Source organism: Microvirga zambiensis WSM3693, assembly GCF_016735695.1.
Taxonomy (GTDB): domain Bacteria; phylum Pseudomonadota; class Alphaproteobacteria; order Rhizobiales; family Beijerinckiaceae; genus Microvirga; species Microvirga zambiensis.
In genome coordinates, this window is record NZ_JAERQD010000024.1 from 39,456 (window position 1) to 66,359 (window position 26,904).

Genomic DNA, 26,904 nt, shown 5'->3' on the forward strand with positions numbered 1-26,904 from the left:
GCCTGGAGGCTCGGAGGAGACAATGAGATTGTTCGCTCTTCTCAAAGCGGCAGTAATAACCGCTTCAGTCGTTACGGCGGCGCTTTCGTCCGCAGGCGGACGTGCTGCGGATCGTCCGGCAGATACATTTGTCGCTGCGTTCGCAGCCGAAAGCACAGTCCTCGATCCCACGAAACTCATCGCCGGCGTCGATCAGTATTATCTTTCCCAGATGTTCGAAACCCTCGTTCGTCCGGACCCGACCGGAAAAACTGTCAACTGGCTGGCCGAATCCTGGTCCCTGCAGGAAGAAAATGGCAAGACGGTCATCGACATCCACTTGCGCAAGAATGTGGTGTTCCACAATGGCGATCCGATGACGAGCGCCGATTTCGAACTCTCGTTCCAGCGCTCGAAGGATCCCAAGATCTCACGCCAGCCACAACGGCAGGCAAAGGTCGAGCGCTTCGAAATCGTCGACGATCATCATTTCAAGATCCATTTTAGCGAGCCGGATGGCGCCTATATCGCCATGTACCTACAGCTCTACGCCATTCCCAAAAAGTATTTCGCAAGTGTCGGCGAAGAAGGTTTCGCCAAGAATCCTGTTGGGACCGGGCCTTGGAAATTCATCTCCCGCACGTTGAAGGAGAATCTCAAGCTGACGCGCTTCGAAAACTACTGGAACAATGAGCATGCGCCGAAGATCAAAAACCTCGAGATCAGAATCATCCCCGAGGATCTGACGCGAGTAGCCGCTTTCAAGAATGGCGAGGTGGACTGGATTGATGGTGTCCCACCCGCAATGGTCTCCGAGATCAAGGCTATGATAAGGTGTGAAGACGTTCAGTACCATCAGCGGCAATCACCTCTATATCGATTTCCCGAGCTTCGATCCGAAGTCGCCATTTGCCAAGCGCGAAGTCCGGCAGGCGGTTGCTAGAGGCTTCGACCTCGATGCCATCATCGCATCCGTGCTCTACGGCCAGGGCATCCGTTACAACGGGGTCGGGGTCGACAGCTCGACCTATGACAAGTCGCTGGCGAACTACACCTACGATCCTGCGGAAGCCAGAAAATTGCTAGCCAAGGCTGAATTTCCAAACGGCTTCGATACGCCCTGCTACAACCTCACAACCCAACGAGAACCCTATATCAAAGAGGTTGGAGAGGCGATTTACGCCTACTTGCAAACCATCGGCGTCCGCTGCCAGGTTCGGGGGCTGGAATACTCAGCCTGGCTCGACATGATACGTCGTAAGCCGAATCATGCTCCTGACGGCATCATCTCGACGATGAGCGGACAGGGGATCCCCAGCGATCCGGCCAATGTCTGGGTCCTGCACCTGCATGAATACGTACCCGAAAGCGGACTGGGAGCCTTCTCCCTGACGAAGGACGACAAGGCCACCAAACTCGTCAAGCAATTGCAGGGCACGATGGCACCTGCGAAGCGCGCCGGCCTGATCAAGGAAATTGGGCAGTACAAGCACGATATGGTGCTGGGCGGCATTCCGACCTATCAACCGGTCGTGACGCTTGCCTGGCGGGATAAGTTCGCCTTCACGCCGTGGCCCTTCCCCGGATATTGGCGCGGCTTCCAGGAAGTATCGGCTGTTCCTTGACATTGCCAGCGAGCATGCCGTCGCAGCAAGCCTCCGATAGTGCGGAACAGAATATGTCGAGCGGCACTGCCTATGACCAAAGACTCGACCGTCTCTGGCGTGATAACTGGCCCCTGAATGTTCCGCGGGCCATGCGCTTCCCCATGGCCAACGCCCCATCCCCGACTATCTCGACCGATGGGCGGAACTTCACCCTGACAAGCCAGCGATCATCTATTATGGAACGGTGATCACCTTCGGAGAGCTGAAAACCCTATCTGACCGGTTTGCCTGGCTGCTGATCGAGCATGGGTTGCAGAGAAGCGACCGCGTCGCCGTATTCTTGCAGAACTGCCCGCAGTTCGTCATAGCGTTCCACGGCATTCCGAAAGCAGGCGGAGTCTATACGCCCATCAGCCCGATGTCGAAGTCGTTCGAACTGTCCCATCAGTTGAGCGATTCCGGTGCTCGGATGATTTTGGCCCAGGATCGCCTGGTGCGGCATGTGCGGGACGTGTGCGGCAATGTCGGTCTGGACGTCGTGTTTTCGACCTCACTCGCGGATATGTTGCCCGCAAGACCGGAACTCCCCCTGCACCGCGATATCAATTCCGAAAAGCTTTCCTGCCCGGATACAATCGATTTTGTCTCGGCACTTTCCGGCACCACCGGGATTGGGACTCTTCCGAGCCTGAGCCTCTCCGATACTGCAGCGCTCAATTATACGGGCGGCACAACCGGCATGCCGAAGGGCTGCGTGCATTCGCACTCCAACATGCTCTATGCGGCGGCGTCCGGGCGTTTTCACGTCCGAGAGGATTTCGGTTCAGAAGTTCCGATGATCTTCGCGCCCCAATTTTGGATTGCAGGAGAAAACACGAGTCTGCTGTCCCCCATGTTGGACGGCAATACCGTCGTCCTGCTTACGCGCTGGGATGCCGACGCGATTCTGAAGGCGATTCCACTCTACGGAGTCACGCAGATTTCATTGCCTGTCGATCTTGCCATCGAAGTGATTGATCGTGTTGATTTTGCGGATCATGACCTGTCGTCGCTGCGAACAATCAGGGTCAACAGCCTGATGCGCAAGCTGACGCCGGAGCTGCGACAACGCTGGAAAACCGCGACGGGTCTTGCGCCTTACGAGGCCGCCTATGGGATGACGGAAACCCATACCGGCAATTCCTTCACCGCCGGTATGCAGGATGACGATCTGGATCTGAACGCCCGGCCTATCTTCGCCGGCCTTCCCGTTCCTGAAACGCGTTTCAAGATCGCGGATTTCGACACCGGCGAAACACTGCCGCTTGGTAGCGAAGGCGAAATTTGCTGCCTCACCCCTTCTGCGACCCTAGGGTATTGGCGGAACGACGAAGCCACAGCGGAACTCATCCGGGACGGGTGGATCCACACCGGCGATCTCGGCATGCTGAACGCCGACGGCTATCTGCATTACTTCGGCCGCAAGAGGGAAATGATCAAGGTCCGCGGCATGAGCGTATTTCCGGCTGAAATCGAAATGGTTCTCAGCCAGCATCCGGCGGTCCGCAGTGTCGCAGTCGTGCCACGGCCGGATGCCACGAAGGGTCAGGTTCCGGTTGCCTTCGTCATCCAGACGGAAGTGCCAATTGACGGGGATTTGCGCGCTTGGTGCACCGAGCGCCTTTCCAGCTTCAAGGTCCCGGAAATACGGTTCGTTAACAGTTTCCCGATGACCGGCACGGGCAAAATCAAGAAAGCCGTACTTGCCGAACTCGCAGCACAGGACGACTGAACAAACGCGTAGCGGCTGAGGGGGAGGGACCAATGATAGAGGATAATGGCGACGGTCGCATTAATGTCGGCAACGAGGGATTTGTGAGGCTGATTGGCATAGACCGACCTGCCAAGCTCAACGGCGTTACGCCTAAGATGCTCCGCGAATATGCTGTGGCGATGACAGAGTTCGATCGCGATCCCGAGGCGCGATGCGCGCTCATTTATGCCGAGGGCGCGAACTTCACGGCGGGACTCGACCTTCCGAAGCTTGCCGAAGTCTGGGCACGGGGTGAATCCGTCTTTCCCAAAGGCCTGCTCGATCCCTGGAACCTGCGGCCGCCCTTCCGCCGCAAGCCGGTTGTGATGGCTATCAAAGGAATCTGCTTCACGGTCGGAGTCGAGATGATGCTGTCGGCCGACATCGTCATCGCCGCTAACAACTGCCGCTTTAGCCAGATGGAAGTCAAGCGTGGCATCATGGCAGGTGGCGGAGCTACGATCCGGATGGTCGAACGGGCGGGCTGGGGCAACGCCATGCGTTACCTTCTGACCGGTGACGAATGGGATGCAGAGACGTCGCTGCGTTTCAATTTCGTGCAGGAAGTGGTACCGGCTGGCCAGGAATTCACCCGCGCCAGGGAGATTGCCGTCAGGATTGTCGAGACCACAGCGCCCCTCGCCGTCGAGGCGACAATCGAGAATGCCAGAACTGCTTTGTTGGATGGGCCTGCTTCCGCCGTAACAGGATTCGACGCTATCAATCTTCGCCTCCGACGAACTGAGGACGCGAGGGAAGGCGTGGTCAGTTTTCGTGAGAAGCGGCCGCCAAAATTCAAGGGGCACTGACTGGCCCCCTCGCAAACCGTTCGATAACTCAGTTCGATCAACGCCTCCGTAAAACTGAACCCGCCAAGCATGCAGGCAAGCGTGAGGCTCTCATCAAGATTGATTTGCGCGTCACGCCCAATCTTGTGCCGTAGCCTTTAATAATGCCCTCGTCCCGATTACAGACAGAAAGTGGCTGATCTCGTCCAATCCCAAGTGCCTTGGTGCGCCCACTTCCGGCTGCGAGGACTTATCTTACCAATGAGCTCAAAGTATGAAGGAACTGCAGTTCGCCGAGCAGCCTTTGCAGGTCAGGGGTGCTCAGGAGTTCACGATGGTCAAAGCTGAGACCGACAATGACGCCCTGCTGGTCGATCACGATCGCCCGATCCGGAAAGAGCCTCATTTCCTCCTCCAGCTGGCAGGCCTGGTTGTGTCGTTGGCTGTCATCGCAGCCGCCCTCATCTGGGCGAGCAATCTTTGACGCGGCTCTGGCTCGGGTGGTTGGGACAACGAACTCGAATTCAGGGGCACTGACACGTCGCTCCTGCACCCATTGACGCTCACGGCAGGGCACCCTTTGCCGGCCAGAAGGCGACTCCACTGCGGCCTGTCAACATCCGCAGGCCATCCGGAACCATCACTGCGCCGACAGAGCACACGATACTACGAGCACGAGGCGCCAGAACAGGATTCGCAGGGTCTCCCACGGCTTTTGGCTCGATCGGCGAAATAGACAGCGTCCTGTTCGCACAATTGCCACAAAATCGCGCTGCTCTGCACCATAGCGATCCTAAACCAGGGCGAGAGCATCGGGGCATTCATCGGCATCGTCATGCCGCCAACAAGAGTGTCTCAATGCAAGCCTTGGATTCGATCGACAGCCGCACCCCGACAGTCACGCCCCCTCACTCAACCGATGCTGCACCAAACCAGTCACTGGCTCCCAGTGACCTGCAATGGCTGGGCGAGCGACTACGAGTGGCCTATGGTCCAGTGGAGTCTCTGCTCCCAGCCCGATTGACAGCGCTTGTGGAGCGGCTCGCACGAAATGAGCTTCCAGAGAGAACCGTCCACGATTGATTGATTTTGCGGGTTGCATATTCAACCTACGAAGCCCTCTGTTCCATGCAGAGCGAAAAGGAGAAAGCCAATGGCTGGTAAATCACGCATCAGGCCGTCGTTCAAGAAGCACACCCGCCGCTACAAGGAGGTGATTGCTCCAACCAAGGTGGTTGAGGGGATGAAGAAGCTCACCAAAAAGCGTCGTTACGCCAGCCGTCATGGATAGGAGGCAACATAATCGGCTGCCTGCATTCCTCTGTTGCTCATTGAGCCCAGTATGTCGCGTTGGTGTGTGATCGTGGACGGATACGTCTCACGCTCATAAGAAGCGGGTGATTTTGGCAAGGAGAGCCGAGCTGCACTGATCGTGGAAATGCCCCCGAAGATGGTAGGGCGTTCACGCGATGTTGGAGCATGGGCCAGCCGCTCCCATGGGTTGGTCCGCTGCGTGCGAGCATCACGTGAGCTGGAAACCAGCGATGGACCACTGCTGCAGGCAGCGATGCCCAGGACTTGGAGAGAACATTCATCTCCCTAAAGTCCGGGAGACTGCACACATGCGTTCAGCGCAGCCCTTTTATGAGGCGGGGTGCATTGCAAAGAGGCGCGATGCCGCCGATATCAGCTGCGGCTGATTTCAACGCGGCATCGCCTTCTTCCTCCCGGCGCTGTCGTATCGGCCGTTCCCTCTGGAAGGTTTTGACTTTCTCGGACCTTAACTTTCGCCGGGCCTCGTGCCCGGCCTTTTCTTTTCGGCCCATCCGGCTAGTGACGGCCTTTTAGCGAAAGGCCAGCGAACAGACACTGCGACTTTAGTTGGCTTCGTCGGACGCCTGCAAAGTTCCGCAGCAATCCGTTCTGCGTCGTTCCCCAGCAGAAATGCAGAGGGGAGCAAGGAGGGCAGGCGATGGACCGCCTTCCGAAGGCCGTATCCCCTTGACTGCTTTCGGTCTGCGGTCAGGGGAGACAGTTCTGGCGATCCCTGTCACGCGCATCATGAGCCGCTGAACAGAGCCATCGTCATGCGTCCCAAGCGCACACGACATTTCGGCTTTGTCGGGAATGATGTTGCATCGACTGCGGAAGCATGCACGATAGTCGACGTCGCGGTGGAATGCTGCACGAGCCGGGAAGTGCTGGGACCGTGCGCCCGATGGTCAAATTACCAAATTCCTGCTCTAAGCCCTGTTAACTTTCACATGCAGGTCGAGATCGACTGGGTGGATGAAGACGTCAAGGCTGCCAGCCTTTCGTCTGACGCCGGGTGTCCACTCCCCCAATGCTCAACACCTGGAAGGTAACTGGAGCCTCTCCAATGGTCGATGTTGTCGCCCCATCGCCGCGAACCAAGCGCGATACCAGGCTGCGCACCCTCGCGCTCATCTCGGCGGCCCATTGGGTCAGTCACTTTCATATGCTCGTGCTGCCGATGCTCTTTCCGTTTCTCAAGACGGCTCTCGATATCGACTACATTGACCTCGGCTTCGTGCTGACAGTGTTCGCAGTTGTCTCGGCGCTCACGCAGGCGCCAGCGGGCTATCTCGTCGATCACTTTGGCGCGCGTAAGATTCTCCTGATCGGACTTTGCCTTGGCGGGGCTGCGCTGGGCCTCATCGGGTTGCATCTGAGCTACCCAATCTTGGTCACAAGCGCGGTTTTGCTTGGACTCGCTAACAGCGTCTATCACCCCGCGGACTACGCGATTCTCGACGCCCATATGGATGAGGCCCGGATGGGTCGCGCCTTTTCGATCCACACCTTTGCCGGCTATCTCGGTGGTGCGATGGCGCCCATGATCGTTGCGGCGCTGATGACAACGCTCAGCGGCAGCACCGCGCTGATCATGTGCGGTGCGACCGGACCGCTCGTGGCGGCTTCGCTGCTGGTATTCGACGTTCCGGAGGCGGGGGCAAATCGCCGGAAGGATGGAAGCGGCCGCGCATCACAGCGGTCCATCATCACGCCGACCCTCATCTTGCTGACCATCTTCTTCACGCTGCTCGGTCTCTCCACCTCCGGCATCAGCAATTTCGGTGTCGTGGCGCTGATGAATGGCTTTAGCGCCTCATTCTCGACGGCTAATGTCGCGCTGACTGCTTATCTCGCGGCAAGCGCAACAGGCGTGCTTGCCGGCGGGTTCCTGGCTGATCGTACGGATCGGCATTCCCATGTCGCAGTGATTTGCTTTGGCATCAATGCTGCCGTTTTGCTGTTGGTTGCATTGGTCGCGCTGCCACCTGCGCTGCTCACGATCACCATGGCTGCCGCAGGCTTCCTTGGCGGAATGATCGCTCCATCGCGCGACATGCTTGTCCGCAAAGCCGCGCCAGAGGGTGCGGCCGGACGCGCCTTCGGCATTGTCTCGACCGGATTCAATTTCAGCGGCATCTTGAGCCCTCTGCTGTTCGGCTGGATTATGGACCAGAGCCTGCCGCGCTGGGTGTTCGGCGTCTCCGCACTTTTCATGGTTCTCACGGTCGTGCTCGCGCTCTTCACCGAGCGCAAGAGAGAGCCGGATCACGCGCGCGTGGGGACCGTGTGACAGGGGCCATTGAGCACTGGCAGCTGGCAAAAGCCATTCATCGCGGCGTCATGAGGTTGTCATCGAGCCGCTTTAGGCAAGCCCGTGACCGGTTGGCCTGAGGGACACGACAGGCACGGATGCAATGCCGTCCTTGTCACCTCACGCAGCATGACAAGCCCGGTCGGATCATCCAGGAACCTTACTGGCGACACTGGCCGCCGCCTCGGGGCTAATGCCGATCTCCATGAGACGGACGATCAGATCGATCAAGCTGTTGATAGTTCGGGCCGACATGGAACTCTGGCAGGCCCTGATCGTGTTGCTCTCCGATCCATGGATCGGATATCAGAGCCATGCCTGAGATCAGCGAACCCTCACAGCGCACCCGAACCACCCTGTTCAAGCTCCGGGCACGGCAATGCCGTTTCATTGTCTCGGACGATGGGTCCGAAGCGATCTTTTGCGGCGGTCAGGCACAGGAGGGATCGAGCTGGTGCCCATGGCACCGGCGCCTGGTCTACACAAAGCCTCTCATGGCTGGATCTGGTGCCGGGAAACGCACGACTTGAGCGGTGTGGTCATGCGCCGTCCCGCATCGCCCAGCAGCTCCTCAGAGGCAGGGTTGTCCTCTGCTGACAAGGGCAGGGAAGCCCATCCTTCTGAGGACCCCATTGCTCCGGATAGCCCGCAAGAGTGATACAGAATCCCTGCTACCTGAGGTAACACTTGCCCCAGATGCTGTGCCCGAAGACCTGCCCGAAGCGGCCAGCCTCAAGGATCCTCATGTCATCCCGGGAACGCACCTACAAGATATTCCGCAACAAGCGGCCGGATCTCATCTGTGCCGTGCCGGAGGACCGCCTTGGATTGACAGGAGTGATGCAAAGGGACCACCTTTCCGAGCGGGGGCGCCATGAGGATGGCTGCGATGGACCAGTTCGATCACATCCTGAATTGGAAGCTTAAGCAGGGCTCACACACCTTGGAACCTCCACCTTGCCACGGCACACCCCCAATGCGCACTTCCGAGGAAAAGATCATTTTCCTTGTGCCGACAAATGATTACGAGGTCTCAACGTGCCGGCATCTCTTCGACTTTTGATGGTTACCGTAGACGACTAGAATTATGCGGCAAGATTCTCTCTCCATTGAAGTCTCCTGATATCGTCCACGGACAGCTCGACATCCTGGGCCTGAAAGAGTTCGCGAAGCTGGGTTTCATCTCTGGCGCTGACAAGGGGCACAACCCGGATCGGGCGGGTTTGGAACCATGCGAGCGCGACGGCGGCTGGTGCCACGCCGTATTTCCGAGCGATATCGTTTAGGGCATATTGCAGGCGCGGAGTGCGCGCATCGTCAAGGAGCGCTTCAATCTTCGCCGTATGGTCTGTCCGAATCTGGGGGTCGACATATTTCCCGCTCAGGAAACCCGATTTCAGTCCGTGGAAACCCAACACGTTAACATTAGGATCCACTGACAGTTCGGGATAGAGAGTTTCGAAGCGCTCATGATCGACGATATTGTACTCGTGTTGAAAGAAAGAAATCGGCGTAAATCCACGATCGCGTATCAGTCTCTGCGCTTCCGCGAGCCGCTTTGGCTCTATCCAGCAATAGCCAAGCGACCGGACGACACCTTGCTGAACCAGACCATCCAATGTCTGAAGGGTCTCCAGAAGAGAGGTGTTCGGGTCGTCTCTGTGGATGTAATAGGTGTCCAGATAGTCAGTCTTCAGACGTTTGAGGCTGCCTTCGATCGCGCGTAGTATCGTGTCGCGTCGCGGATTGTCGTAGCCGCTCGCCCGCCCCACTTTCGAGGCGATTAGCACGTCCTTTCTGCGCCCCGACTGGGCAAGCCATTCGCCAAGCAAGGCTTCAGATCGACCGGCTGCTCCACCCGCAACCCAGTCGGTGTAGTTATCAGCGGTATCAATGGCTTTCCCGCCGGCATCCAGAAACGCTTCCATAAGTGCGCCGACTGTCTCGCGCGGAACCGTCCAGCCAATGATACTGCCGCCGAAAACGAAGGGCCCGAGATCGTCGAGCGCTGGGAGGCTATCGTTTGTTGCCATGCTCAACATTCCCTCAAGACGCGTTCACGTAGAGTTTCGTCGTGGTAGGCTTTCGCATAGACGCCCCAATCCTGTAGCACAGGGACCACCAAACGAACGAACGGCTCAAGCCAATGCGGCGCGCTATGCGGCGCAATCACGAAGCCGTCCGTTGCGCGCAGATCCACGAGGCGGCGCAGTTCAGTCGCGACTTCGACAGGGCTTCCCATGATGTAGTGTGTACCTGCGGCAAAGATCAGCGTCTCGCGCAACGGCGCACCGCCTCTCTCGGCGGAGATACGTCTTAGTCGTGCGACAGCTTTATCTGCGGGGCCGTCCAGGTAGAGGCCATAAGATAACCCTAACTTGACGACGTGCCCCTCCGTCGGCGACTCTTCGGGCAGCGGACCTTCTGGGTCGAGTTCGGCAAAGCGCTTGCCCCAGATTTGCTCGGCGTAGCTCCGGACCTGACGGTCATGGAGCTGATAACGCAGGAGAGATTTGTGGCGCTCCAACGCGTCCTCGGCCGAATTGCCGACCAGAATGGCAAGGCGCGAATAGATCTTGAAGGTGTCAGGCTGCCGACCATGGTGCTTCAGGCGGTCGTGAATGTCCTTATAGAAAGCCGGTCCATTCACCTCGTCGGAGTAATGCGTGTACATTCCATCCGCGTAAGAAGTGGCGAGATCGCGGCTATGGCCCGAGTCACCTGCTTGAATTGTAAAAGGAGCACCTTGGCGATTGGGAGGCAGCAGCCTCTCCGGTTGATCATAGTGCGCGAATCCGTGCTGTGGGCCAACGCCCTCTCCGCCAAGGGCCTGAAGCACATAGTGAACGATGTCGAGCCCAAGCACATAGCGATCCACGTCCTTCTCGCGGACTGCCTTCGGGCGATGGTTGACATGGGCGTGGGGATTACCGCCAAGAACGACGTTCCATCCCGAACGGCCATTCGTGAGGATGTCAAAGGTATGCAGACGGCGGGCCAGATCGTAGGGTAAATTGTTGCCGGTGTTGATCGTGGCAACGAAGCCAAGATCTGGATAGAGCGAGGCCAGATAGCTTTGGGTCACCAGATTGTCGAGGCGGCCCATCACGCGAAATTCTGGAACGCCTTTTTCCCCCATAGGTAGCGCGGCAGTTTCAGCTTGAAAATAGAAATCGAACAGTCCTTCTCGGTAAACCGCGGCCACCTTGCGAAACGAGTCTTCGGTGTTCAATTCGTCGGCAAGGTCAGGATGCCAAATTTCAAACGGGTCTTCGGCATTGTACTGTGCAGCGATGCGGACGCGGCGACGATCAGCCATGATGCGCTTCCTGTTCTCTGTGGGTTTCCACGCGCGTGGGACCGAAAAGTTCGCCGAGTTGCTGTGGCTTTGAAGAAGCATCAGTCAGAGCGCCGGGCGTGAGCCCCTTCACGAACAAAACAAAAGCCCGCCAATCGGTGATCGTCACAGGCACATCGATCAGTTGCCCTATCGCCCCTGTGTCAGCGGCTCCCGTCGCGAAGCTCGCCGCGTTGAGCCGTTGGATCCATCGGCCCTGCTGAGGCGGTCTCTCACTGACCACCGCGGCTGCCTGAGTTCGAACAGACGCGTGCAAGGGATGATCAGTGACCAAAAGCACAGGTCGGTCCTGCACGGCGCGCGGCGTGGGAAGCGAGCCTCGAACAGCGAAATGTGCGCCCTTATGGTTCGCCTCACGCAACAGCGATCGCTCGAGATAGAGATTCTCTTCCCATCGCCGTGCGAGTGCACCTTTCTCCCAGGAGTTCCACAGTTTTCCAATGACCTCGAAGAACTCAGCGACAAACGATGCGTCCAGCGTTGTGTTCGCGTAGCCGACATCCTGCTTACCCTGAGGCTCGCCGAGCGCGAGGAGACCTGCACGCCCGCCCGACAGGATGTCGAGCGACGTCAATGCGCGTGCGATCAGGTAAGGATCGGAGCGGTACAGATCGACTTCTGAGACGAGGCCGATCCGTTCGAGTCGCGCTGCGGCGGAGGACGCGACAAGAACGGCGTAGTAATCCTCCTCCGCTTGATCGCCAATGACGTCGCGGATCACCAGATAGTCGATGGTGTCGAGGTCGGTCGCCTGTAGCGGCGCAGGTAAGTCCGCGAAAAGGCGGAGGGCCTGGCCAGCGCTGACGCTCAAACCAAGCGTCCGCCGCATGTTGGGATTTAAAGCCGCCATAGTACAGTCAGCTCCTTGGAATCAGCGGTTGGCTTGGAACGCCTCAATATCGGGTTTAATTCCTAGCGCATTGTTGATCCGGTTGCTGAAATTGAAATAGGCGGCTACGGCCGCTGCGTCGAAGATCTCCCGCTCAGTCAGTCCGGCAGAGCGGAGTGTGTCGATATCCCCGGCGACGATCTCCTCCGGCGCGGTCGTAATCTTGCGAGCATAATCAGCAAGCGCGCGGTGTCGTTGCGAAAGTTCCACGTGGCGGTCATTGATCTCGAGACGGGCGACCAGAACGGGATCGCCCGTCAGATCGCGTAGCATGGCGCCGTGTACGAACAGACATGGAGCGCAGCGGTTCTGCGCACTTACGACGACCGCGATCAGTTCTCGGTCGAGATCCGAAAGCGAGATGCTTGGCGCCCGCTGCACGGCGTGGCTCAACCTGTCCTGAGCCACTGCCAGGTGCGGGTTGACCGCGGTGACAAGCTGACTATTGCGCACGTGACCAAATCGCTCCTGCGTACGCTCGAAGATGTCAGCCACCTCCGGAGTCACTTCGGCCTCAGGCAACTCAAGCCAGCTCGTATGGAGCTTTGCTGCGTGTAGAAGTGTTTCCGCGCCCATCACTTGCCTCCGCGACGCTGTTCGTTTTCGGTCAGGACTCGCAAGAAATTGCCGCCCCATAGCTTCTCGATCTGATCTTCGCTGTATCCGCGGCGCAGCAGTTCCTGCGTGACATTTTTGGCCTCCCCCACATGGGCATAGCCACGCACCCCGCCACCATTGTTGAAGTCGGAGCTCAAGCCCACGTGGTCGATCCCCGCCACGCGAACGGCGTAGTCAACCGCGTCCAACCAGTCGATCAGGCTAGCGAATTCGAAACGACGGTGCGAGAACTTGCGGTAACCTGCCTGGAACCGCGCAAAATCCTCGGAGCTGAGGACGGCACGGGGGTTTTCCTTGCCGGGTGTGAGACCGAAGGGTGCGAAGACGTCTTCTTGAAAGGCCTTCTGACTGCCATCACGATCTCGCAGATATGACGTGAACGCGACGATATGGGCCACGCCACCTTTGTCTGCGATCGCCCGCAATTCGGCATTTGAGAGATTGCGCGGACTGTCGACGCGACCGCGAACGCCGGAATGTGAAGCGACGACCGGAGATTTGCTGACCGCCAGAACTTCGGCCACGCCTCGGGGTGAAAGCTGCGTCACGTCGGGTACAATGCCGAGTTCATTCATACGCGTAATAGCCTGTCGACCAAGTTCCGTTAGCCCGCCCGTAGCATCTGGGTCGTCACCGAACGATACATTGGGTCGCGAGGACGCTGCGAAGCTGTTGTTGCCGATATGAACAAGGCCAAGAACTCTGACGCCCTTCTCATAGAAACGATCGATCTGGGTGATATCGGAGCCAAAGGCAACAGCGTTAACGTAGCTGAGAAGGATCGCCTGCTTCCCCTCCGCCACAGCCTGTGCGATCTCGCTTGAGTTGCGAACAAACGTGAGTTTGTCGGGATGTGCGGCTACGAGGCGCGAGATTCCGTCAAACTTGCCGTCAATTTGCGCTCGGGCAATGGCCCGCCCCTCCGCTGTATTGGGCACGCCATCAGCGTAGAGCGCTACGACCGCAAGTTTGAGCCCGCCCCGCCGAAGCTTCGGCAAATCAAATTGGCCCTCGGTTTCCAATGTTGCATCATTGCCAAGTGTGTTGAAGCCATCCCGCACGTCGATATGCGCGTCAACGGTCAGGATACGACCGTGCAACGCATCGACCTGTGCTTCGTCCAGCGTGTCGGCAAGCACGGGGCTTTGAACGCTCATTTTTATTCCTTCAATGATGGCCATGGACAAGGGCACTTGCCTCAAATCCAGGCGCCGCTTCGAGCAGTTGGCGGGTATAGGGATGCTGAGGCGAAGTGAAAATTTGAGCGGTTGCGCCATGCTCCACGATTCTGCCTTCACGCATCACCAGGACGCGGTCAGAAAATTGCCGGGCGACCGCCAGATTATGAGTGATGAAGAGATAGGTCAGACCGAGACTCTCCTGCAACTCCTTCAAAAGCTCGAGGACGGCCTGCTGGGCCGATACATCAAGCGCTGAAACGGCCTCGTCTAGCACCAGAAGTTTCGGCCCAGTGATCAGGGCACGCGCAATAGCAATGCGTTGGCGTTGGCCTCCGGAGAGTTGCGAAGGACGTCTTGTCAGAAACGATTCCGGCAGACCGACCCGGGACAGCAGTGAGCGCGCGGCTTCCTTCTGTTCGGATCGCGTGCCAATATCATGAATCGCCAGCGGCTCGCGCAGAATCGTGGAAATGCGGTGGCGGGAATTGAGGGACGCATAGGGATTCTGGTAAACCATCTGGGCGTCGCGACGGAAGCGCTTCAGGTCACCTCCCTTCAAATCTCCCACGGCGTACCCGTTGAAGGCGACGCTACCCGTGTCAGCCTCGGTCAGCTGCAGGAGAGTCCGCACCAGGCTGGTTTTTCCCGATCCTGACTCACCCACGATACAGAGCGTCTCTCGTGGGTGGAGATCGAACGATACCTTCGCGAACGCGCTGACGGCTGCTCCTTTCCGATCACCGTAGGTTTTGCTCAGGTCCCGCACCTGCAGCAATGGGCTTGCGGCGGGCGAGAGTGTGGTTGCCGTGCCAACTTCGTCCGTTAGCATCGGCGCTGCGGCGATCAGTGCCTTCGTGTACTCATGGCGAGGCTCGGACAGGACACTCCGGGTGGGACCGTTCTCGACGATCTCACCCGACTTCATCACGAGAATTCGGTCTGCCCGGTCTGCCGCCAACGCCAGATCATGTGTGATCAGCAGGAGCGAAACACCGCTGCGCTTAATCGCCCTGGTAAGGTGGTCGAGCACTTGGCGCTGTACCGAGACATCGAGCGCACTAGTGGGTTCATCGGCCAGAATGAGTTGCGGGTTACCCGCAAGCGCAGCGGCGATCGCAACCCGCTGATTCATGCCGCCGGATAGCTGGTGTGGATAGCTATCGAAGATTCGCTGCGGATCGTCGAAGCCGACATGAGTCAAACGCTCGAGCGCAGCTTTGCGAGCAGTGCCACGTTTCAGCGTAGGATGGTGCAGGACCAGCACCTCCTCTAGCTGTGAGCCGATGCGGCGCAGAGGGTTGAGTGATCCGCTCGCGTCCTGGGCAATATACCCAATCCGTCGCCCCCGGATCTCGCGCCACTGCCGGTGGGAGAGTGCCGTGAGGTCGACGTCGTCGAAGCGAAGGCTTCGCGCATCAAGCCGATGGTTCCGGCTGCTGTGCAGGCCAAGGATCGCATTGATTAGCGTCGACTTCCCGGAGCCGGATTCTCCGACGATCGCCGTGATGGCGCCTCGTTCGAGGCTGAAACCCACGTCCTTGAGTGCTCTGGTCTCGGGCCGCGCCTGATGCGCGTCGTACCAAAAGTTTAGGTCCGCCACCTGCAGGAGATTGGGCTGGGTCGGCCTCCCCACGTCAGTGATCGCCAGCATGACGCCTCTCCAGTTCGCGGCCGAGGTGGTTCGTGGTCAGCACGGTGCCAACAATGACGAGGCTTGGAAAAAGGATGAGCCACCAGCCGACATTGATGAATTTTCGGCCCTCGGCGATCAACAAGCCCCACTCCATTTCGGGCGGTGGAGCCCCAAAGCCCAGGAAGCTCAATGACGACACCGAGAGTACGGCAGCGCCAAATTCGACGGTGGCAAGCGCCAGCACGGGCCCCATCGCGTGAGGCAGGACGTGCCGGAAGATCACGTAGCCTTTCGAAGCGCCGAGAAGCGCTGTCGCCTCTACGAATGTTGCTCCCTGGACGCGTAACACTTCAGAGCGCATGATTCGCGCGAAGCTGCCGATCGAGCCAACGCCGACCGCAATCGCCACAGGCACGAGACCAAAGCCAAGCGCGGTCACGATGGCGAGGCTGAGCAACAGGTTGGGAATGGCCAGCATCACGTCGACAACCCGCATGATCCTGCTATCAACCCGTTGAGGCGCCGTTCCGGAGACGAGGCCGATCAGCGATCCGATCACCAATCCCAACGCCACTGCGATCGACGTGGCCCTGAGTGAATTCTGGGTTCCGTATACGAGGCGTGAATAGACATCCCGGCCGAGATGGTCAGTTCCAAACCAGTGGCCCGCGCTTGGCGGCTGGAGCTTTCCGCGCACCGCGATGGCGAGTGGATCGTGCGTTGCGAACAGCTGCGGTGACACCGCGCAGACGAGCAGAAGGCCGATGACGGCCAAGGCAAGCCAGAAGTTCAAACCTGGGAAGGACAGGCTAGACCAACGGCGGCGAGGGGTGGAGCCGGGCAATACTGCGGCGTCTGTCACATTGAACTCCGCAAGGGTTAGGCTCTGTATTCGACGCGGGGATCGAGAAGCGGATAAAGCAGATCGACGAGGAGATTGATCACCACGTAGGTCAGTGCTGAGAAGACAATGAGACCACAGACGAGGTTGATGTCCTTGTTGGTGACGCCCATTTGCATCAGTCGCCCAATGCCTTGGCGGGAAAAGACCGTCTCCGTCACGACAGAGCTTGCAAGCGTGCCGCCAACGATGAGCCCGGCCATCGTAAAGGCGGGGAGGGAGGCGTTATGCAACGCATGACCCAGGATGCGCAGCTCGGAATACCCCCGCGACCGCATGAGGCGGATGAACGTTTCGCTGTAGGTCTGATGCAGGCTATTGCTCAGGACCTGTCCGAGCAGGCCTGCGCCTGGAATAGCTAGCGTCAGGGCGGGCAAGACCAGCGTCAGCCAGGAATCGCTCCCCGTGGCTGGAACCCAGCGCAATGTGAACGCGAAGAATTGCAGCAGCAGGAGTCCGACGACGAAGGTAGGCACCGCCACGAAGATCGACGGAATCTTCGAAAAAATTACTCCGAAGCGAGGGAACCCTGGGAGATCCAGTGACAAGACAGCCAGCGTTGTGCCGAGGATCACGCTGAGCGCAAGAGCAATGAAAGCCAGTTGGGCAGTGACAGGTGCCGCTTCGGCGATGGAGGCCGTCACGCTCTTGCCCGTCACCAAGGACGTTCCAAAATCGAGATGAAGCGCCCGCCATAAGGCATCCGCATATTGGATGATCAGTGGGCGATCGAAGCCGTATTGCGCCCGGATCTTTGCAAATGCGGCAGGGTCAACTTGGGCATCTGCACCGAGCATGATGGAGACCGGATCGCCGGGCAGCCAGTAGAGAATGGCGAAGGTAAGCGTAAAGCTCGCCCAGGCCACAAAGGCTGCCTGCAGCAGCTTCTTCGTCAGCACGGGGCGCAGGCGAGCAAAGGTCCAGCGCGAAGGCCTGGCGCTTGCTGCCTGACCAGAGGCTCGGGTGCTCACTTGTCCAGCCAAGCTGCTTCAAGGCGGAGCCGGACCAGTACATCTGGCAATGCGCCCTTCAGTTTGGGATCGAAGGCGAGAACCTGTGTCACCGGATAAAGCGGATTGACATAAGCCTCTTCGACAAGATGGTCCTGAATTTCCGCGATCTTGGCAAACCGATCCTCAAGCTTGCCGTAGCCGAGCTGATCGATCACAGCTTTCTTCAGCCATGCGTCATTGCTGTTGGGCACGTTGCGCTGCTCGGGGCCATAATAGGAGCGAAGGACGTCAGGGTCGGCCTCGGTCGCATTGCCAAAGATCGCTTCGAACTTATGCGGATTGAGGATATCCTTCACGATGTCGCTTCCGACTGGGATCAGCGCGAGAGCAAAATCGACGCCGACTTTTTTCCCGGCCTGCTGCACATATTCGGCTTGCCCGCGGTAGTTGCCATATCCGCTGAGGACAATGCGGAGGGGCTTTCCGTCCTTCTGCCGGATCCCGTTCGTATCTCGCGCACTCCAACCCGCCTCGTCGAGGAGCTTATTGGCCAATTTTGGATCGTAGGCGATTTTTGAGGATTGATCGATGGCGCCGGGTACGGAAGCAACGAGCACCCCCGTCGATGGGACTGCTTTGGAGCTTTCAAGTGCGCCGAGCATCTCTTCGCGGTCAATGATGTGGAGCAGGGCCTGACGCACCTTTTTATCGCTCAGAATCGGGGTCTGAACGTTAAATTGAATACCATAGGGAGTGCCAGGATTGCGGCCCTCCTTGAGCGTAAAACCAGCTGCTTTGATAGCCTCTTCGTCCGCGACGCCGACAGCTGTAATGAGTTTGACTCCACCCGATTCCAGAAGGCCAGTTCTCACGCTGTCTTCTGGAGCGATGATGAACTCGATGCGTTCGAGATACGGCTTGCCGGGATTTGCGGAGCTCGGAGAAGCCCAGGCATAATTCTCCCGGCGCTCGAGCGTAGCGCCTTCGAGCTGTGACCATTTCGTGAGGTTGAAGGGGCCTGCACTGATCAGCGCACCGGCGCAACGCTGCTCTGGTGTCTTCGCAAGGGTCGCGTTGGAATAAAGAGCAAGCCAAGCCGAGGATGCGGCCGTTAGAAAGTGGCCAGAAGGGTGCGAAAACTTGATCTTGATCGTGTACTCGTCGACTATATCGCTGCCGTCATAGTACGTTAGGTAATTATAGGCGCGGTTGGCTTTAGGCCCGATAGTCTTCCGAATGTTGTCGAGGTTGGCTTTCACGGATTCGGCGTTAAGTCTCTGCCCATCAGCATAGGTCACGTCATCGCGAAGATAGTATGTGTATTCAGTGGCGTTCTCGTTGACCTCCCATCGCTTGGCGACCCAGGGCTTAACCTCGCCGGTCACAGGGTCCTGATCTGTGAGGGAGACAGCGAAGTTCCGTGCGATATTGAGCGGCGTGAAATTAGTGATCTGGATCGGATCGATGCAGACCGGCGCCTCATGGACCGCGATCTTTAGCACACCGCCTGAGACTGGTTGGTCTGCAGCAATCGCCCCGCCGGCTGATGAAATCAACAGCGCAGTTCCTGCAAGAAGAACGTGTTTCACCAGTGTCGTCGACGGCATCAGTTTTCTCCGGAGTTTGTCATTTCCAGACGCATTAGAAGGGCGCTGGAATGACGCCCGCTTATTATGAAAATATACTTGAGAAACAACGCATTAGTCCGAAAATGCGCTTATCCTTGATCAAGTAGACAACAACATCGTTCGTTCTGTCAAACGAAATGTTCTTCTCATAGAACTTGAAAAACGACGCTTTTCTTCTCTTTTTGGCCGTCTAAATAGAAGTTTGGTTCCCCAAGCGGCAACAGACCGGCATGGGCAAGCGAGGATTCGATGAATCCTTTGCGTTGACGCCCGACGTCGCAACTGATGCGGCCGATGTGGGCGAAAGGCAAAGAGATGGGCTTTGCCGTCCACCCGATGGCGGGCCACCTGCCTGGGCACATGAAAGGGCGGCCGGCCGAGGCAAAGGTGCCGTGCGACATCGTGCTGGAAATGGACGAGATCGACGCGGACTTTGCCGACACTGATGTGGTGATCGTCATCGGATCAAAGACAGCGTCAATCTGGCCGCCTAGGAGGATACCAACAAATCGATCGCCGGAATGCCGGTGCTGGAGGTGTGGAAGGCCACGCAGGTGTTTGTGTCGAAGCGCGGGCAGGGAACAGGGTATTCGGGAATCGAGAACCCGCTATTCTACAAGGAGAACACCCGTTTCGCCTACGGCGATGCCAAAGCCAGCATAGTTCACCCAGCATAGGTGATATCGCACTGTTGGGAGGGAGATCGATCGGCTGCAGCTATCGTGTTTGGCGTTGATGAAGCCTTTTTCGGCTCCTCAATAGCACCTGCTTCGCGCCCTGCAGAATGCACTTCTTACTGTCCAGCAGCAGAGCCATGTCATTTCGGTAGTTCGCTGGCCTGCTATGATAATTTTCTACGGCGCTGTAATGAGGCGGTCCGGTCGAAAAGCACTGAGTGTCACTTCGGAGTCTTCATTAAGTAACTCTGCCGCTACTATGGAGCCAATCGCAGGCGCGAGGGTAATTCCGCTATGCGTTATCGCAACATAGTATCCGTCAACTCCGGGAAACGGCCCAATTGCCGGTAAACCATCTGCCGGAATGGCCCGTATTCCAAGTCTGACTTCACTGGCCCTCATGGAGGCCAGCGCCGGGATAATTTTGCTCGCCTCTTGGATAAGAGCGTTGGCCTCCGGCATTGCCACATCAATAACGTAGTTGGGGCCGAGCGCGTGGATGGCATCATTCTTGCAAATAAGAAGCATGCCGGACGCGTCAGGCCTGACATGACAGTGCGGTGTAAACAACACACGGTTCAGGTGGACGCCCGGTGCCTGCACATACACGAGCAAGCCATAGCTGGGGCTCATAGGAACCTGAAGTTCGTTTGGCAGCACAGGATCGTCGGCCCACCGGCCCATGCAATTAACAACGGTGTCTGCCCGATAGGAGGTGCCTGTCTCTGTCTTGATACCCACAACCTTATGACCGGCACACTCAACGCCCGTCACTCTCGCGTTCGTCACCACCGTCGTACCAAGCGCCGAGGCGGCCGCAAGCAGGCCGCGCACATAAGAGGTTGTATCGACCCATCCCTCATCAGGAAACCACGCAACCGGAGACTCTCCTAGTGCTGCTGGATCGATGGATGGAGCGAAGCTGAGCGCCTGATCGGCTGTGATCCACTGGGCATTGTAGCCCCAGTCTTGAAGGCGTCCGACGTTGGCGACATGGGCTTCCCGATCAGCCGCCCCACGCCACTCCAGGCAGCCGGACTCGTAGTACCAGTCGCCGCGCAGTTCTTTGGCTAAGTGCTTGTGGGCGGCCATTCCAGCGACGTTGAGGTCGTGATACGCGCGTGGGCTTTTGTCATGTGCGTTGACCCACGCGAAACTGTTGCACGACGTTCCTCTGCCAATATCGCCAGCCTCGACAACGGTGACTTTAGCTCCACCTTGTGCAAGCCGGAAAGCAACGGAGGCCCCGATCACTCCTGCGCCGATGACGATGAACGACCGCTGGGCCACAGGCTCTTCCTTCTTGATCAGTTGATAGTAGGGTGGCAACGAGGATTGCTTCGCTCTGATGTTAGCACGTTAGCGAAAGTAGCGGCGAGTCTGAAGATCGATTCGGTTCAGCCTCGTTTCCCAATTGGCCTGGAGCACCAGTCGGAGAAGCCTGCGCAGTCGAGTACGTACCCATTGCCGCATCCCGTGACCCTCCTCCCCGGTGTACCCTCCAAGTGATCCTTAGAACCTCGCATACCGGCGCGGCCTCAGCCCAGCATGGAACCAATTGACAAGCGAAACAGTATCGTAGACCGGAAGCCCAACCGCTTCGCTGATGTCGGCCGAAAACGGGGCCAGGTTCGTGCATTCCAACACGAGCGCCCCAATCTCCGGATGCTCTGACACGAAGCGTGTGGCGACATCCACAACCTCGGACCTGAGCGTCTCGTAAGGCACGCTCGTATCGCCATGCTTGATCCACCGGACGAAATCCGAGCTCTGGGGCATACCTGCGACCGGGGTATCGTGGGGAATGCCGACAGCGTCGAAGTATCGTCCATTTAGAACCTCGCCGTTGTAAGTCATGACGCCGACGCGCTTGCCCGTCGGGATCAATTGCTGAACCATTGGGACTTGCAGAAGGCTGCTGGTTGCCACTGGCACGGAGCAAAACTCAGCGAGTTCGCGCTGATAGATCGACAGGAACCCGCAGGTCGTGGTGATCCCGTCCACCCCGGCATCAATCAGTTCCTGCGCCGCCTTCTTGAAGGGCTCAAGAAGGCTCACATTGTGAAGGTCTGTCATGCCGGTCGGCACAGCGTCCTGGACAATCTTATATTGGACGGGGAACTCCCATGTCTCGGCGTTGCCGATGTCGCCAAGGTAACGCTGGAAACTCGTGTTGACCATCAGGATGCCGATGGTGACACCATAGAATGTCTTTTTACGCATGTGCTATCCAATGTGAAACATGATGCCGGCCCGTGGATTCGGACACGTTATGCGGGCTCCAGCTCCACCACAAACGGCTCAAGGTAGGCATCCAAGTCAACCTCGAGGACCGAGTTGAAGATGTTCGTGGCGACCATCGTTCCGGCAAAGCCAATCAGCGTGACGACGCCGGCCTCATCGAAGTGCTGCCTGAGTTCCTGCCAGATGTCGTCGGAGAGTTTCCCTCGCTGTTCTCCGATGGCTTGACCGACCTTGAGGAGGACGGCCTCGATCTCGCTCGGCGTGAAGTCCCTCGGCTCAATCCCAGCCTCTTTCAAGAGTCGGCGAAAGAATGTGGCGCACAGAACGCAGTCGGAGCCAGTCGAAATGGCGTAGGCGAAAACGTTGAAGGCTCGCACTCCGACAAGCTCTTTGGCGGCTTTCTGCAGTTCGTAGAAGCCCTTGTAGGTGCGATAAGCGGGCAGGGAATGCAGGATTGCCTTCTTCATATTCGTGACTTGGCCCACGCGGGCGACCTCGTCATCGTATGCGGCATCCTGCTCGAGACTCCCATGCCCGCGCTCGACAGCACTAACCCTGCTCATTGTGACCTCGTGTCTCTCAAGTCTTCTAATCCTGCCCGCTGAACCTACGGGCTGATGGAAAGGACTGCTACCAAGCAGGAATGACAGTGCCATTGAACCGTTGAACGATGTAGTTCTTGATCGGCTCGGACTCAAAGACCGCGATAAAGCGCTTGATCTGAGGATCGTCGACCTTGTCATTGCGGGCAGACCAAACGATGGCCCACGGTGACGTCTTATCTTCCAGTGTAATGGCAGTCTTAGGATCGAGTCCAGCAAGGACACCTTTGTTGAGGGTCACGAACGCGGCCCCGAGATCGCTCAGCGAGCGCGGCAGCATGATCTCGTCAAGCAGGACAATATCGAAGTTCTTCGGGTTCTCCGCGATGTCCCGGACACTGGCGTTGATCGAGGATCCGTCCTTGAGCTTGATCAGACCGGCTTTGTGAAGAAGAGCCAGGGCCCGGGACTCATTCGCCGGATCGTTCGGGATGCCGATCTTCGCCCCGTTCGGGATCTCAGCGAGAGACTTGTACTTCGCTGAGTAGATACCGCCGGGAGCCACGAAGGCGGGCTTGATGGCCACGATCTTGTACCCGCGCGACTCGTTCTGCTTCTGCATGTAGGGCACGTGCTGGAAGTTACTGACGTCGATGTCACCAGCCTGGGTGGCTTCGTTGATCTGGGTCGGCTCCGTAAACTCCGTCACTTCAACCTTGAGGCCTTCAGCACTGGCTTTCTTGGCCGCCTCTTTCAAGAAGTCAGCGTAAGGCCCCGGAGATGCCCCAACCCGAAGAGCGCCTTCGGCGGCATAGGATGCACTGCTTACAGCCATCAGAAGTGCTGCGGCAACGCTTTGAAGGATGCGGATCGTCATAAGACTCTTCTCCTAATGGACAGCTTCGATGCTACGGAGTTGCAAGCATCAATGCGACATATGTTGATTGCATACAATAATCATGTCGGCTTACTATGCAGGGTCTGTTTAAATTCACAAGGCCTTCGGAGCGGAAATTTCTCAAAAGAGGACGTTTTGTACGTTAATAAGAACAGTCTGACGCAATCAAGGCTTCCTTTGGCAGTTTTCTGCTGCACAACGGGCGAACATGGGCCAAACGGCTCAGCTCGATTCAACGAAGCAGCGACAGAAACGGGCAGAGTGGGTGGCTTCTCATGAGCGGAAATGACGAACCATTACCGTTTGTCGGGGCGCGACCGTTCGATGGAGGTTCAGCGCCGGTTGCCGCCCAGCCACTGCCCCAGCAGATTGCCTCCTACCTGCGCGACCTGATCATCCATGATGTGCTGAAGCCCGGTGAGCGCATCCGCGAGGTCCCGCTTTCGGCAGAACTCAATGTTTCCCGAACCCCGCTTCGCGACGCCTTGAAGATCCTTTCCGTGGAGCGACTGGTCGAGCTTGCTCCTAACCGCGGCGCAGTGGTCACGGATATGAGTATTGAGGAGATGCGCGACCTGCTGCGGGTCTATTCCTCGCTGGAGGCGTTGGGCGCTCAAATGGCCTGTGAGCGGGCCCGAACGACCGATATCGCTGCAATCCATGGCTGGCAAAACGAGATGCTAGCGGCATTCGAGCAGAATGACCGTCTCCGCTACTTCCGGGCGAACCAAGCCTTCCATCTCAGCATCATCAAGGCCTCGCGCAATGCGTCGCTTATCGAGGTGCACGCGCAGCTCAACCTCCGGCTCTACCGCGTCCGCTACCTCGCCATCATGCAGCAGCAGGAGTGGACGTTCGTCAGCAGCCAGCACGAAGCCATTCTAGCCGCCCTCGATCAGCGCGATGGGCCGTTGCTCTCGCGCCTCCTCGTCGAGCATCTCTCCGGTGCCAGGCGAGCCATCGCCACATTGGAGGCTGCGGGCACACCCCACAATCAGGAGATCCCAGCCCGCTCGCTTGCCTGACGGACGGGTAGGGCAGGGCAGGGCAGGCGGTCTCCAACGAGGACAGACGATGCTACCATCACCAGACAAACCGACGCTGGCGACCCACTGGGGCACCTATCGGGTGACGCTTGACGAAGGTGTGCCGGTTTCGCTTGCTCCCTACGAGGGAGATCCGGATCCGTCGCCGATTGCCAACGCGATGATCGCCGCCAGAACCAGCCCTGCACGAGTCCTGCGGCCGGCGGTGCGGCGCTCATTTCTGAAGAACGGTGCGGCAGCCGGCGGCGAGGGTCGGGGCGCCGAGCCGTTCGTTGAGGTGAGTTGGGACGATGCTCTAGGACTTGTCGCGCGTGAACTCGACCGGGTCCGGCGGGAGCACGGCAACCAGGCGATTTATGGCGGCTCCTATGGCTGGGCGAGCGCCGGCAGGTTCCATCATGCGCAGAGCCAAATACACCGATTCCTGAACACGATCGGCGGCTACACGCGCTCGGTGCAGAATTACAGTTTTGCCGCTGCCGATACAATCCTGCCGCATGTGATCGGAGATCGGCGCGGGCTGGCCGCCGGGCACACGCCCTGGCGTCTGCTCGCCGGCCATTCCGACCTGATCGTCATGTTCGGCGGCGCCTCTCACAAGAACGCGCAGGTCAGCTCCGGCGGCCTCAGCCGCCATACCCTGCGTGAGGGACTTCGTGCCTGCCGCGACGCCGGGGCCAAGCTGATCTCGATCAGCCCGATCCGCAACGACACCCACACCGAACTGGGCGCTGAGTGGTGGGCACCGCGTCCGAACTCGGATGTCGCACTGATGCTCGGGCTTTGCCACACGTTGCTGAGTGAAAATCTGCACGATCGGGCTTTCCTTGCGCGCTACACAACCGGATTTGCCCAAGTCGAGGCCTATCTGACCGGCGCCGAGGACGGTGTTGCCAAAACGGCGGATTGGGCGGCTAGCCTCTGCGAAATTCCAGCGGAGGAGATCCGCGCGCTTGCCCGCCGCATGGCAGCCGGACGGACCTTCCTCATGATGTCGTGGTCACTGCAGCGGGCGGATCATGGCGAGCAACCCTATTGGATGGCTATCACTCTTGCCGCCATGCTGGGCCAGATTGGGCTGCCCGGTGGCGGGTTCGGCTTCGGGTATGGTTCGGTCAACGGAGTTGGGAACGCCGACCACGAAATTCCATGGCCCTCGCTCCCGCAGGGCAAGAATGCGGTGGACGATTTCATCCCCGTGGCCCGGATCGCCGACATGCTGCTGGGTCCAGGCAAGAGCTACGACTTCAACGGCGAACGGCGCGTCTACCCTGACATCAGGCTCGTCTACTGGGCCGGCGGCAACCCGTTTCACCACCACCAGGACCTGAACCGGCTGGTGCAGGCCTGGAAGCGTCCTGAGACGATCATCGTTCATGAGCCGTGGTGGACGGCGACCGCGCGGCATGCGGATATTGTCCTGCCGGTCACCACGCAGCTTGAACGGAATGATCTCGTCTGTGCGAACCGAGACAGGATGCTTGCAGCCTCCCACCGCCTGACGGAGCCGGCCGGAGAAGCCCGCGACGACTTTACGATCTTCTCCGCGCTCGCCTCACGGCTTGGGGTCGGGGAGGCTTTCACGGAAGGACGCGATGAGGAGAGTTGGCTCCGGCATCTTTATGGGTTGGCGCGCCAGCGCATCGCCGCCGCTGACATGGAGATTCCGGATTTTGATGCCTTCTGGCGCGAAGGCGTCACCCAGTTGCCGGAACCCGTCGCGGTCAAGCCGCTCCTCGCCGACTTCCGAACCGATCCGGCGCAGTTCCGGCTTGCGACACCATCGGGTTTGATCGAGTTGTTCTCGGAGCGGATCGCAAGCTTCGGCTATGCGGATTGCCCAGCCCACGCTACTTGGCTTCCATCATCGGAATGGCTCGGAGCGCCTGCCGCAGGTCGCTTCCCGCTTCATCTGATCTCGAACCAGCCGGTTACAAAGCTGCACAGCCAGTACGACCATGGCCATCATGCACGAGACGCCAAGATCGCAGGGCGCGAGCCCATTCGAATGAATCCGCAAGACGCGGCACGCCGCGGGCTATCAGACGGCGACATCGTGCGTGTCTTCAACGATCGTGGCGCTTGCCTGGCGGGCGTGTGCGTTTCGGATGAGGTGCGTCCTGGGGTTGTCCAGCTGTCCACTGGGGCGTGGTACGATCCTCTCGAGCCAGGCGTATCTGGTTCATTGGACAAGCACGGCAACCCTAACGTGTTGACGCCCGATCGTGGCACATCCGCGCTGGCCCAGGGACCGAGTGCGCATTCCTGTCTTGTCGAAGTGCAAGTGTACAATGGCTCTCTGCCGCCAATTACAAGCTACGAGCCACCACCAATACTGCGAGGGCGGTAGGTGATGCTGGTTAAGGAATTTTCCTTGCGCCATCGAAAACTGGGAAGGCCGAAGGGCTGGATTGTTTCGCGTTAGCGCAACGGGCGTCCCAATGGTAAGCCCTGCATTGAGCTCCGCCTAGGAAATCTGCCTTTGGCGAAGCACCAACTTCGTTACGGACATTTTCACTCCGGGCGCGAGGGCTATTGCCGG

Annotated in this window: 23 protein-coding genes and 1 pseudogene; 11 read left to right on the forward strand and 13 right to left on the reverse strand. The window is 58.6% G+C overall.

Going from position 1 to position 26,904, the window contains the following annotated elements:
• Positions 1–28 precede the first annotated feature (28 nt).
• From JKL46_RS36355 to JKL46_RS36860, 8 genes are all read left to right on the forward strand, one after another.
• The gene (locus JKL46_RS36355) at positions 29–922 is read left to right on the forward strand and encodes an ABC transporter substrate-binding protein (protein WP_281399895.1); all 894 of its coding nucleotides are present in this window, start codon (positions 29–31) and stop codon (positions 920–922) included.
• The gene (locus tag JKL46_RS36360; RefSeq protein ID WP_343074078.1) at positions 816–1,604 is read left to right on the forward strand and encodes an ABC transporter substrate-binding protein; all 789 of its coding nucleotides are present in this window, start codon (positions 816–818) and stop codon (positions 1,602–1,604) included. The genes JKL46_RS36355 and JKL46_RS36360 overlap by 107 nt, the downstream gene beginning before the upstream one ends.
• Before the next feature lie 226 nt (positions 1,605–1,830).
• The gene (locus tag JKL46_RS18585; RefSeq protein ID WP_343074079.1) at positions 1,831–3,357 is read left to right on the forward strand and encodes an AMP-binding protein; all 1,527 of its coding nucleotides are present in this window, start codon (positions 1,831–1,833) and stop codon (positions 3,355–3,357) included.
• Between the two features lie 32 nt (positions 3,358–3,389).
• On the forward strand, positions 3,390–4,187 hold the full coding sequence (locus tag JKL46_RS18590) for a crotonase/enoyl-CoA hydratase family protein (protein ID WP_201835733.1): 798 nt from the start codon (positions 3,390–3,392) through the stop codon (positions 4,185–4,187).
• Between the two features lie 253 nt (positions 4,188–4,440).
• A complete protein-coding gene (locus tag JKL46_RS18595) occupies positions 4,441–4,650 on the forward strand; it encodes a hypothetical protein (RefSeq protein ID WP_201835735.1) in 210 nt (69 codons plus the stop codon).
• 669 nt (positions 4,651–5,319) lie between these two features.
• Positions 5,320–5,457: a hypothetical protein gene (locus tag JKL46_RS18600; RefSeq protein ID WP_201835737.1), complete on the forward strand. Its 138-nt coding sequence runs from the start codon at positions 5,320–5,322 to the stop codon at positions 5,455–5,457.
• Between the two features lie 1,089 nt (positions 5,458–6,546).
• Positions 6,547–7,773 (forward strand): MFS transporter, encoded by a 1,227-nt coding sequence (locus JKL46_RS18605; protein ID WP_201835739.1) that lies wholly within the window; start codon positions 6,547–6,549, stop codon positions 7,771–7,773.
• A gap of 335 nt (positions 7,774–8,108) precedes the next feature.
• A complete protein-coding gene (locus JKL46_RS36860; protein ID WP_201835741.1) occupies positions 8,109–8,324 on the forward strand; it encodes a GcrA family cell cycle regulator in 216 nt (71 codons plus the stop codon).
• 555 nt (positions 8,325–8,879) lie between these two features.
• Here the strand turns inward: JKL46_RS36860 and JKL46_RS18615 are convergent.
• From JKL46_RS18615 to JKL46_RS18655, 9 genes are all read right to left on the reverse strand, one after another.
• Complete coding sequence (locus tag JKL46_RS18615; RefSeq protein ID WP_201835748.1) at positions 8,880–9,827, reverse strand: aldo/keto reductase; 948 nt, start codon at positions 9,825–9,827, stop codon at positions 8,880–8,882.
• Positions 9,828–9,829: 2 nt separating this feature from the next.
• Positions 9,830–11,113, reverse strand: coding sequence for an LLM class flavin-dependent oxidoreductase (locus JKL46_RS18620; protein WP_201835750.1), 1,284 nt, complete (start codon positions 11,111–11,113; stop codon positions 9,830–9,832).
• Positions 11,106–12,002: an LLM class flavin-dependent oxidoreductase gene (locus JKL46_RS18625; protein WP_201835752.1), complete on the reverse strand. Its 897-nt coding sequence runs from the start codon at positions 12,000–12,002 to the stop codon at positions 11,106–11,108. Before JKL46_RS18625 ends, JKL46_RS18620 begins: the two co-directional genes overlap by 8 nt.
• A gap of 21 nt (positions 12,003–12,023) precedes the next feature.
• Positions 12,024–12,617, reverse strand: coding sequence for a peroxidase-related enzyme (locus JKL46_RS18630; RefSeq protein WP_201835754.1), 594 nt, complete (start codon positions 12,615–12,617; stop codon positions 12,024–12,026).
• Complete coding sequence (locus JKL46_RS18635) at positions 12,617–13,840, reverse strand: dipeptidase (protein WP_201835756.1); 1,224 nt, start codon at positions 13,838–13,840, stop codon at positions 12,617–12,619. Before JKL46_RS18635 ends, JKL46_RS18630 begins: the two co-directional genes overlap by 1 nt.
• Positions 13,827–15,491 carry a dipeptide ABC transporter ATP-binding protein gene (locus JKL46_RS18640; protein ID WP_201835758.1) on the reverse strand — a complete coding sequence of 555 codons (1,665 nt, stop codon included), beginning with the start codon at positions 15,489–15,491 and terminating at the stop codon, positions 13,827–13,829. Before JKL46_RS18640 ends, JKL46_RS18635 begins: the two co-directional genes overlap by 14 nt.
• A complete protein-coding gene (locus JKL46_RS35655) occupies positions 15,475–16,335 on the reverse strand; it encodes an ABC transporter permease subunit (RefSeq protein ID WP_201835760.1) in 861 nt (286 codons plus the stop codon). The genes JKL46_RS18640 and JKL46_RS35655 overlap by 17 nt, the downstream gene beginning before the upstream one ends.
• Positions 16,336–16,352: 17 nt before the next feature.
• A complete protein-coding gene (locus JKL46_RS18650) occupies positions 16,353–17,273 on the reverse strand; it encodes an ABC transporter permease subunit (protein ID WP_201835762.1) in 921 nt (306 codons plus the stop codon).
• Between the two features lie 68 nt (positions 17,274–17,341).
• Positions 17,342–18,934, reverse strand: coding sequence for an ABC transporter substrate-binding protein (locus JKL46_RS18655; protein WP_201835764.1), 1,593 nt, complete (start codon positions 18,932–18,934; stop codon positions 17,342–17,344).
• 318 nt (positions 18,935–19,252) lie between these two features.
• On the opposite strand from JKL46_RS18655, the pseudogene JKL46_RS18660 reads away from it, so the two are divergent.
• Positions 19,253–19,632, forward strand: a pseudogene (locus tag JKL46_RS18660) (NAD(P)(+) transhydrogenase (Re/Si-specific) subunit beta); the annotation flags it as partial.
• Between the two features lie 177 nt (positions 19,633–19,809).
• Here the strand turns inward: JKL46_RS18660 and JKL46_RS18665 are convergent.
• From JKL46_RS18665 to JKL46_RS18680, 4 genes are all read right to left on the reverse strand, one after another.
• Positions 19,810–20,922, reverse strand: coding sequence for an NAD(P)/FAD-dependent oxidoreductase (locus JKL46_RS18665; RefSeq protein WP_210381400.1), 1,113 nt, complete (start codon positions 20,920–20,922; stop codon positions 19,810–19,812).
• A gap of 222 nt (positions 20,923–21,144) precedes the next feature.
• Positions 21,145–21,855, reverse strand: a complete 711-nt coding sequence (locus JKL46_RS18670; protein ID WP_201835767.1) for an aspartate/glutamate racemase family protein — start codon at positions 21,853–21,855, stop codon at positions 21,145–21,147.
• Between the two features lie 47 nt (positions 21,856–21,902).
• Positions 21,903–22,532 carry a carboxymuconolactone decarboxylase family protein gene (locus JKL46_RS18675; RefSeq protein ID WP_201835769.1) on the reverse strand — a complete coding sequence of 210 codons (630 nt, stop codon included), beginning with the start codon at positions 22,530–22,532 and terminating at the stop codon, positions 21,903–21,905.
• A complete protein-coding gene (locus JKL46_RS18680; protein ID WP_201835772.1) occupies positions 22,507–23,295 on the reverse strand; it encodes a MetQ/NlpA family ABC transporter substrate-binding protein in 789 nt (262 codons plus the stop codon). Before JKL46_RS18680 ends, JKL46_RS18675 begins: the two co-directional genes overlap by 26 nt.
• Positions 23,296–23,591: 296 nt before the next feature.
• Here JKL46_RS18680 and JKL46_RS18685 point away from each other — a divergent pair, with 296 nt between their 5' ends.
• Positions 23,592–24,341, forward strand: a complete 750-nt coding sequence (locus tag JKL46_RS18685; protein WP_201835774.1) for a GntR family transcriptional regulator — start codon at positions 23,592–23,594, stop codon at positions 24,339–24,341.
• 49 nt (positions 24,342–24,390) lie between these two features.
• A complete protein-coding gene (locus tag JKL46_RS18690; protein WP_201835776.1) occupies positions 24,391–26,712 on the forward strand; it encodes a molybdopterin-dependent oxidoreductase in 2,322 nt (773 codons plus the stop codon).
• The last annotated feature ends 192 nt before the right edge of the window (positions 26,713–26,904 follow it).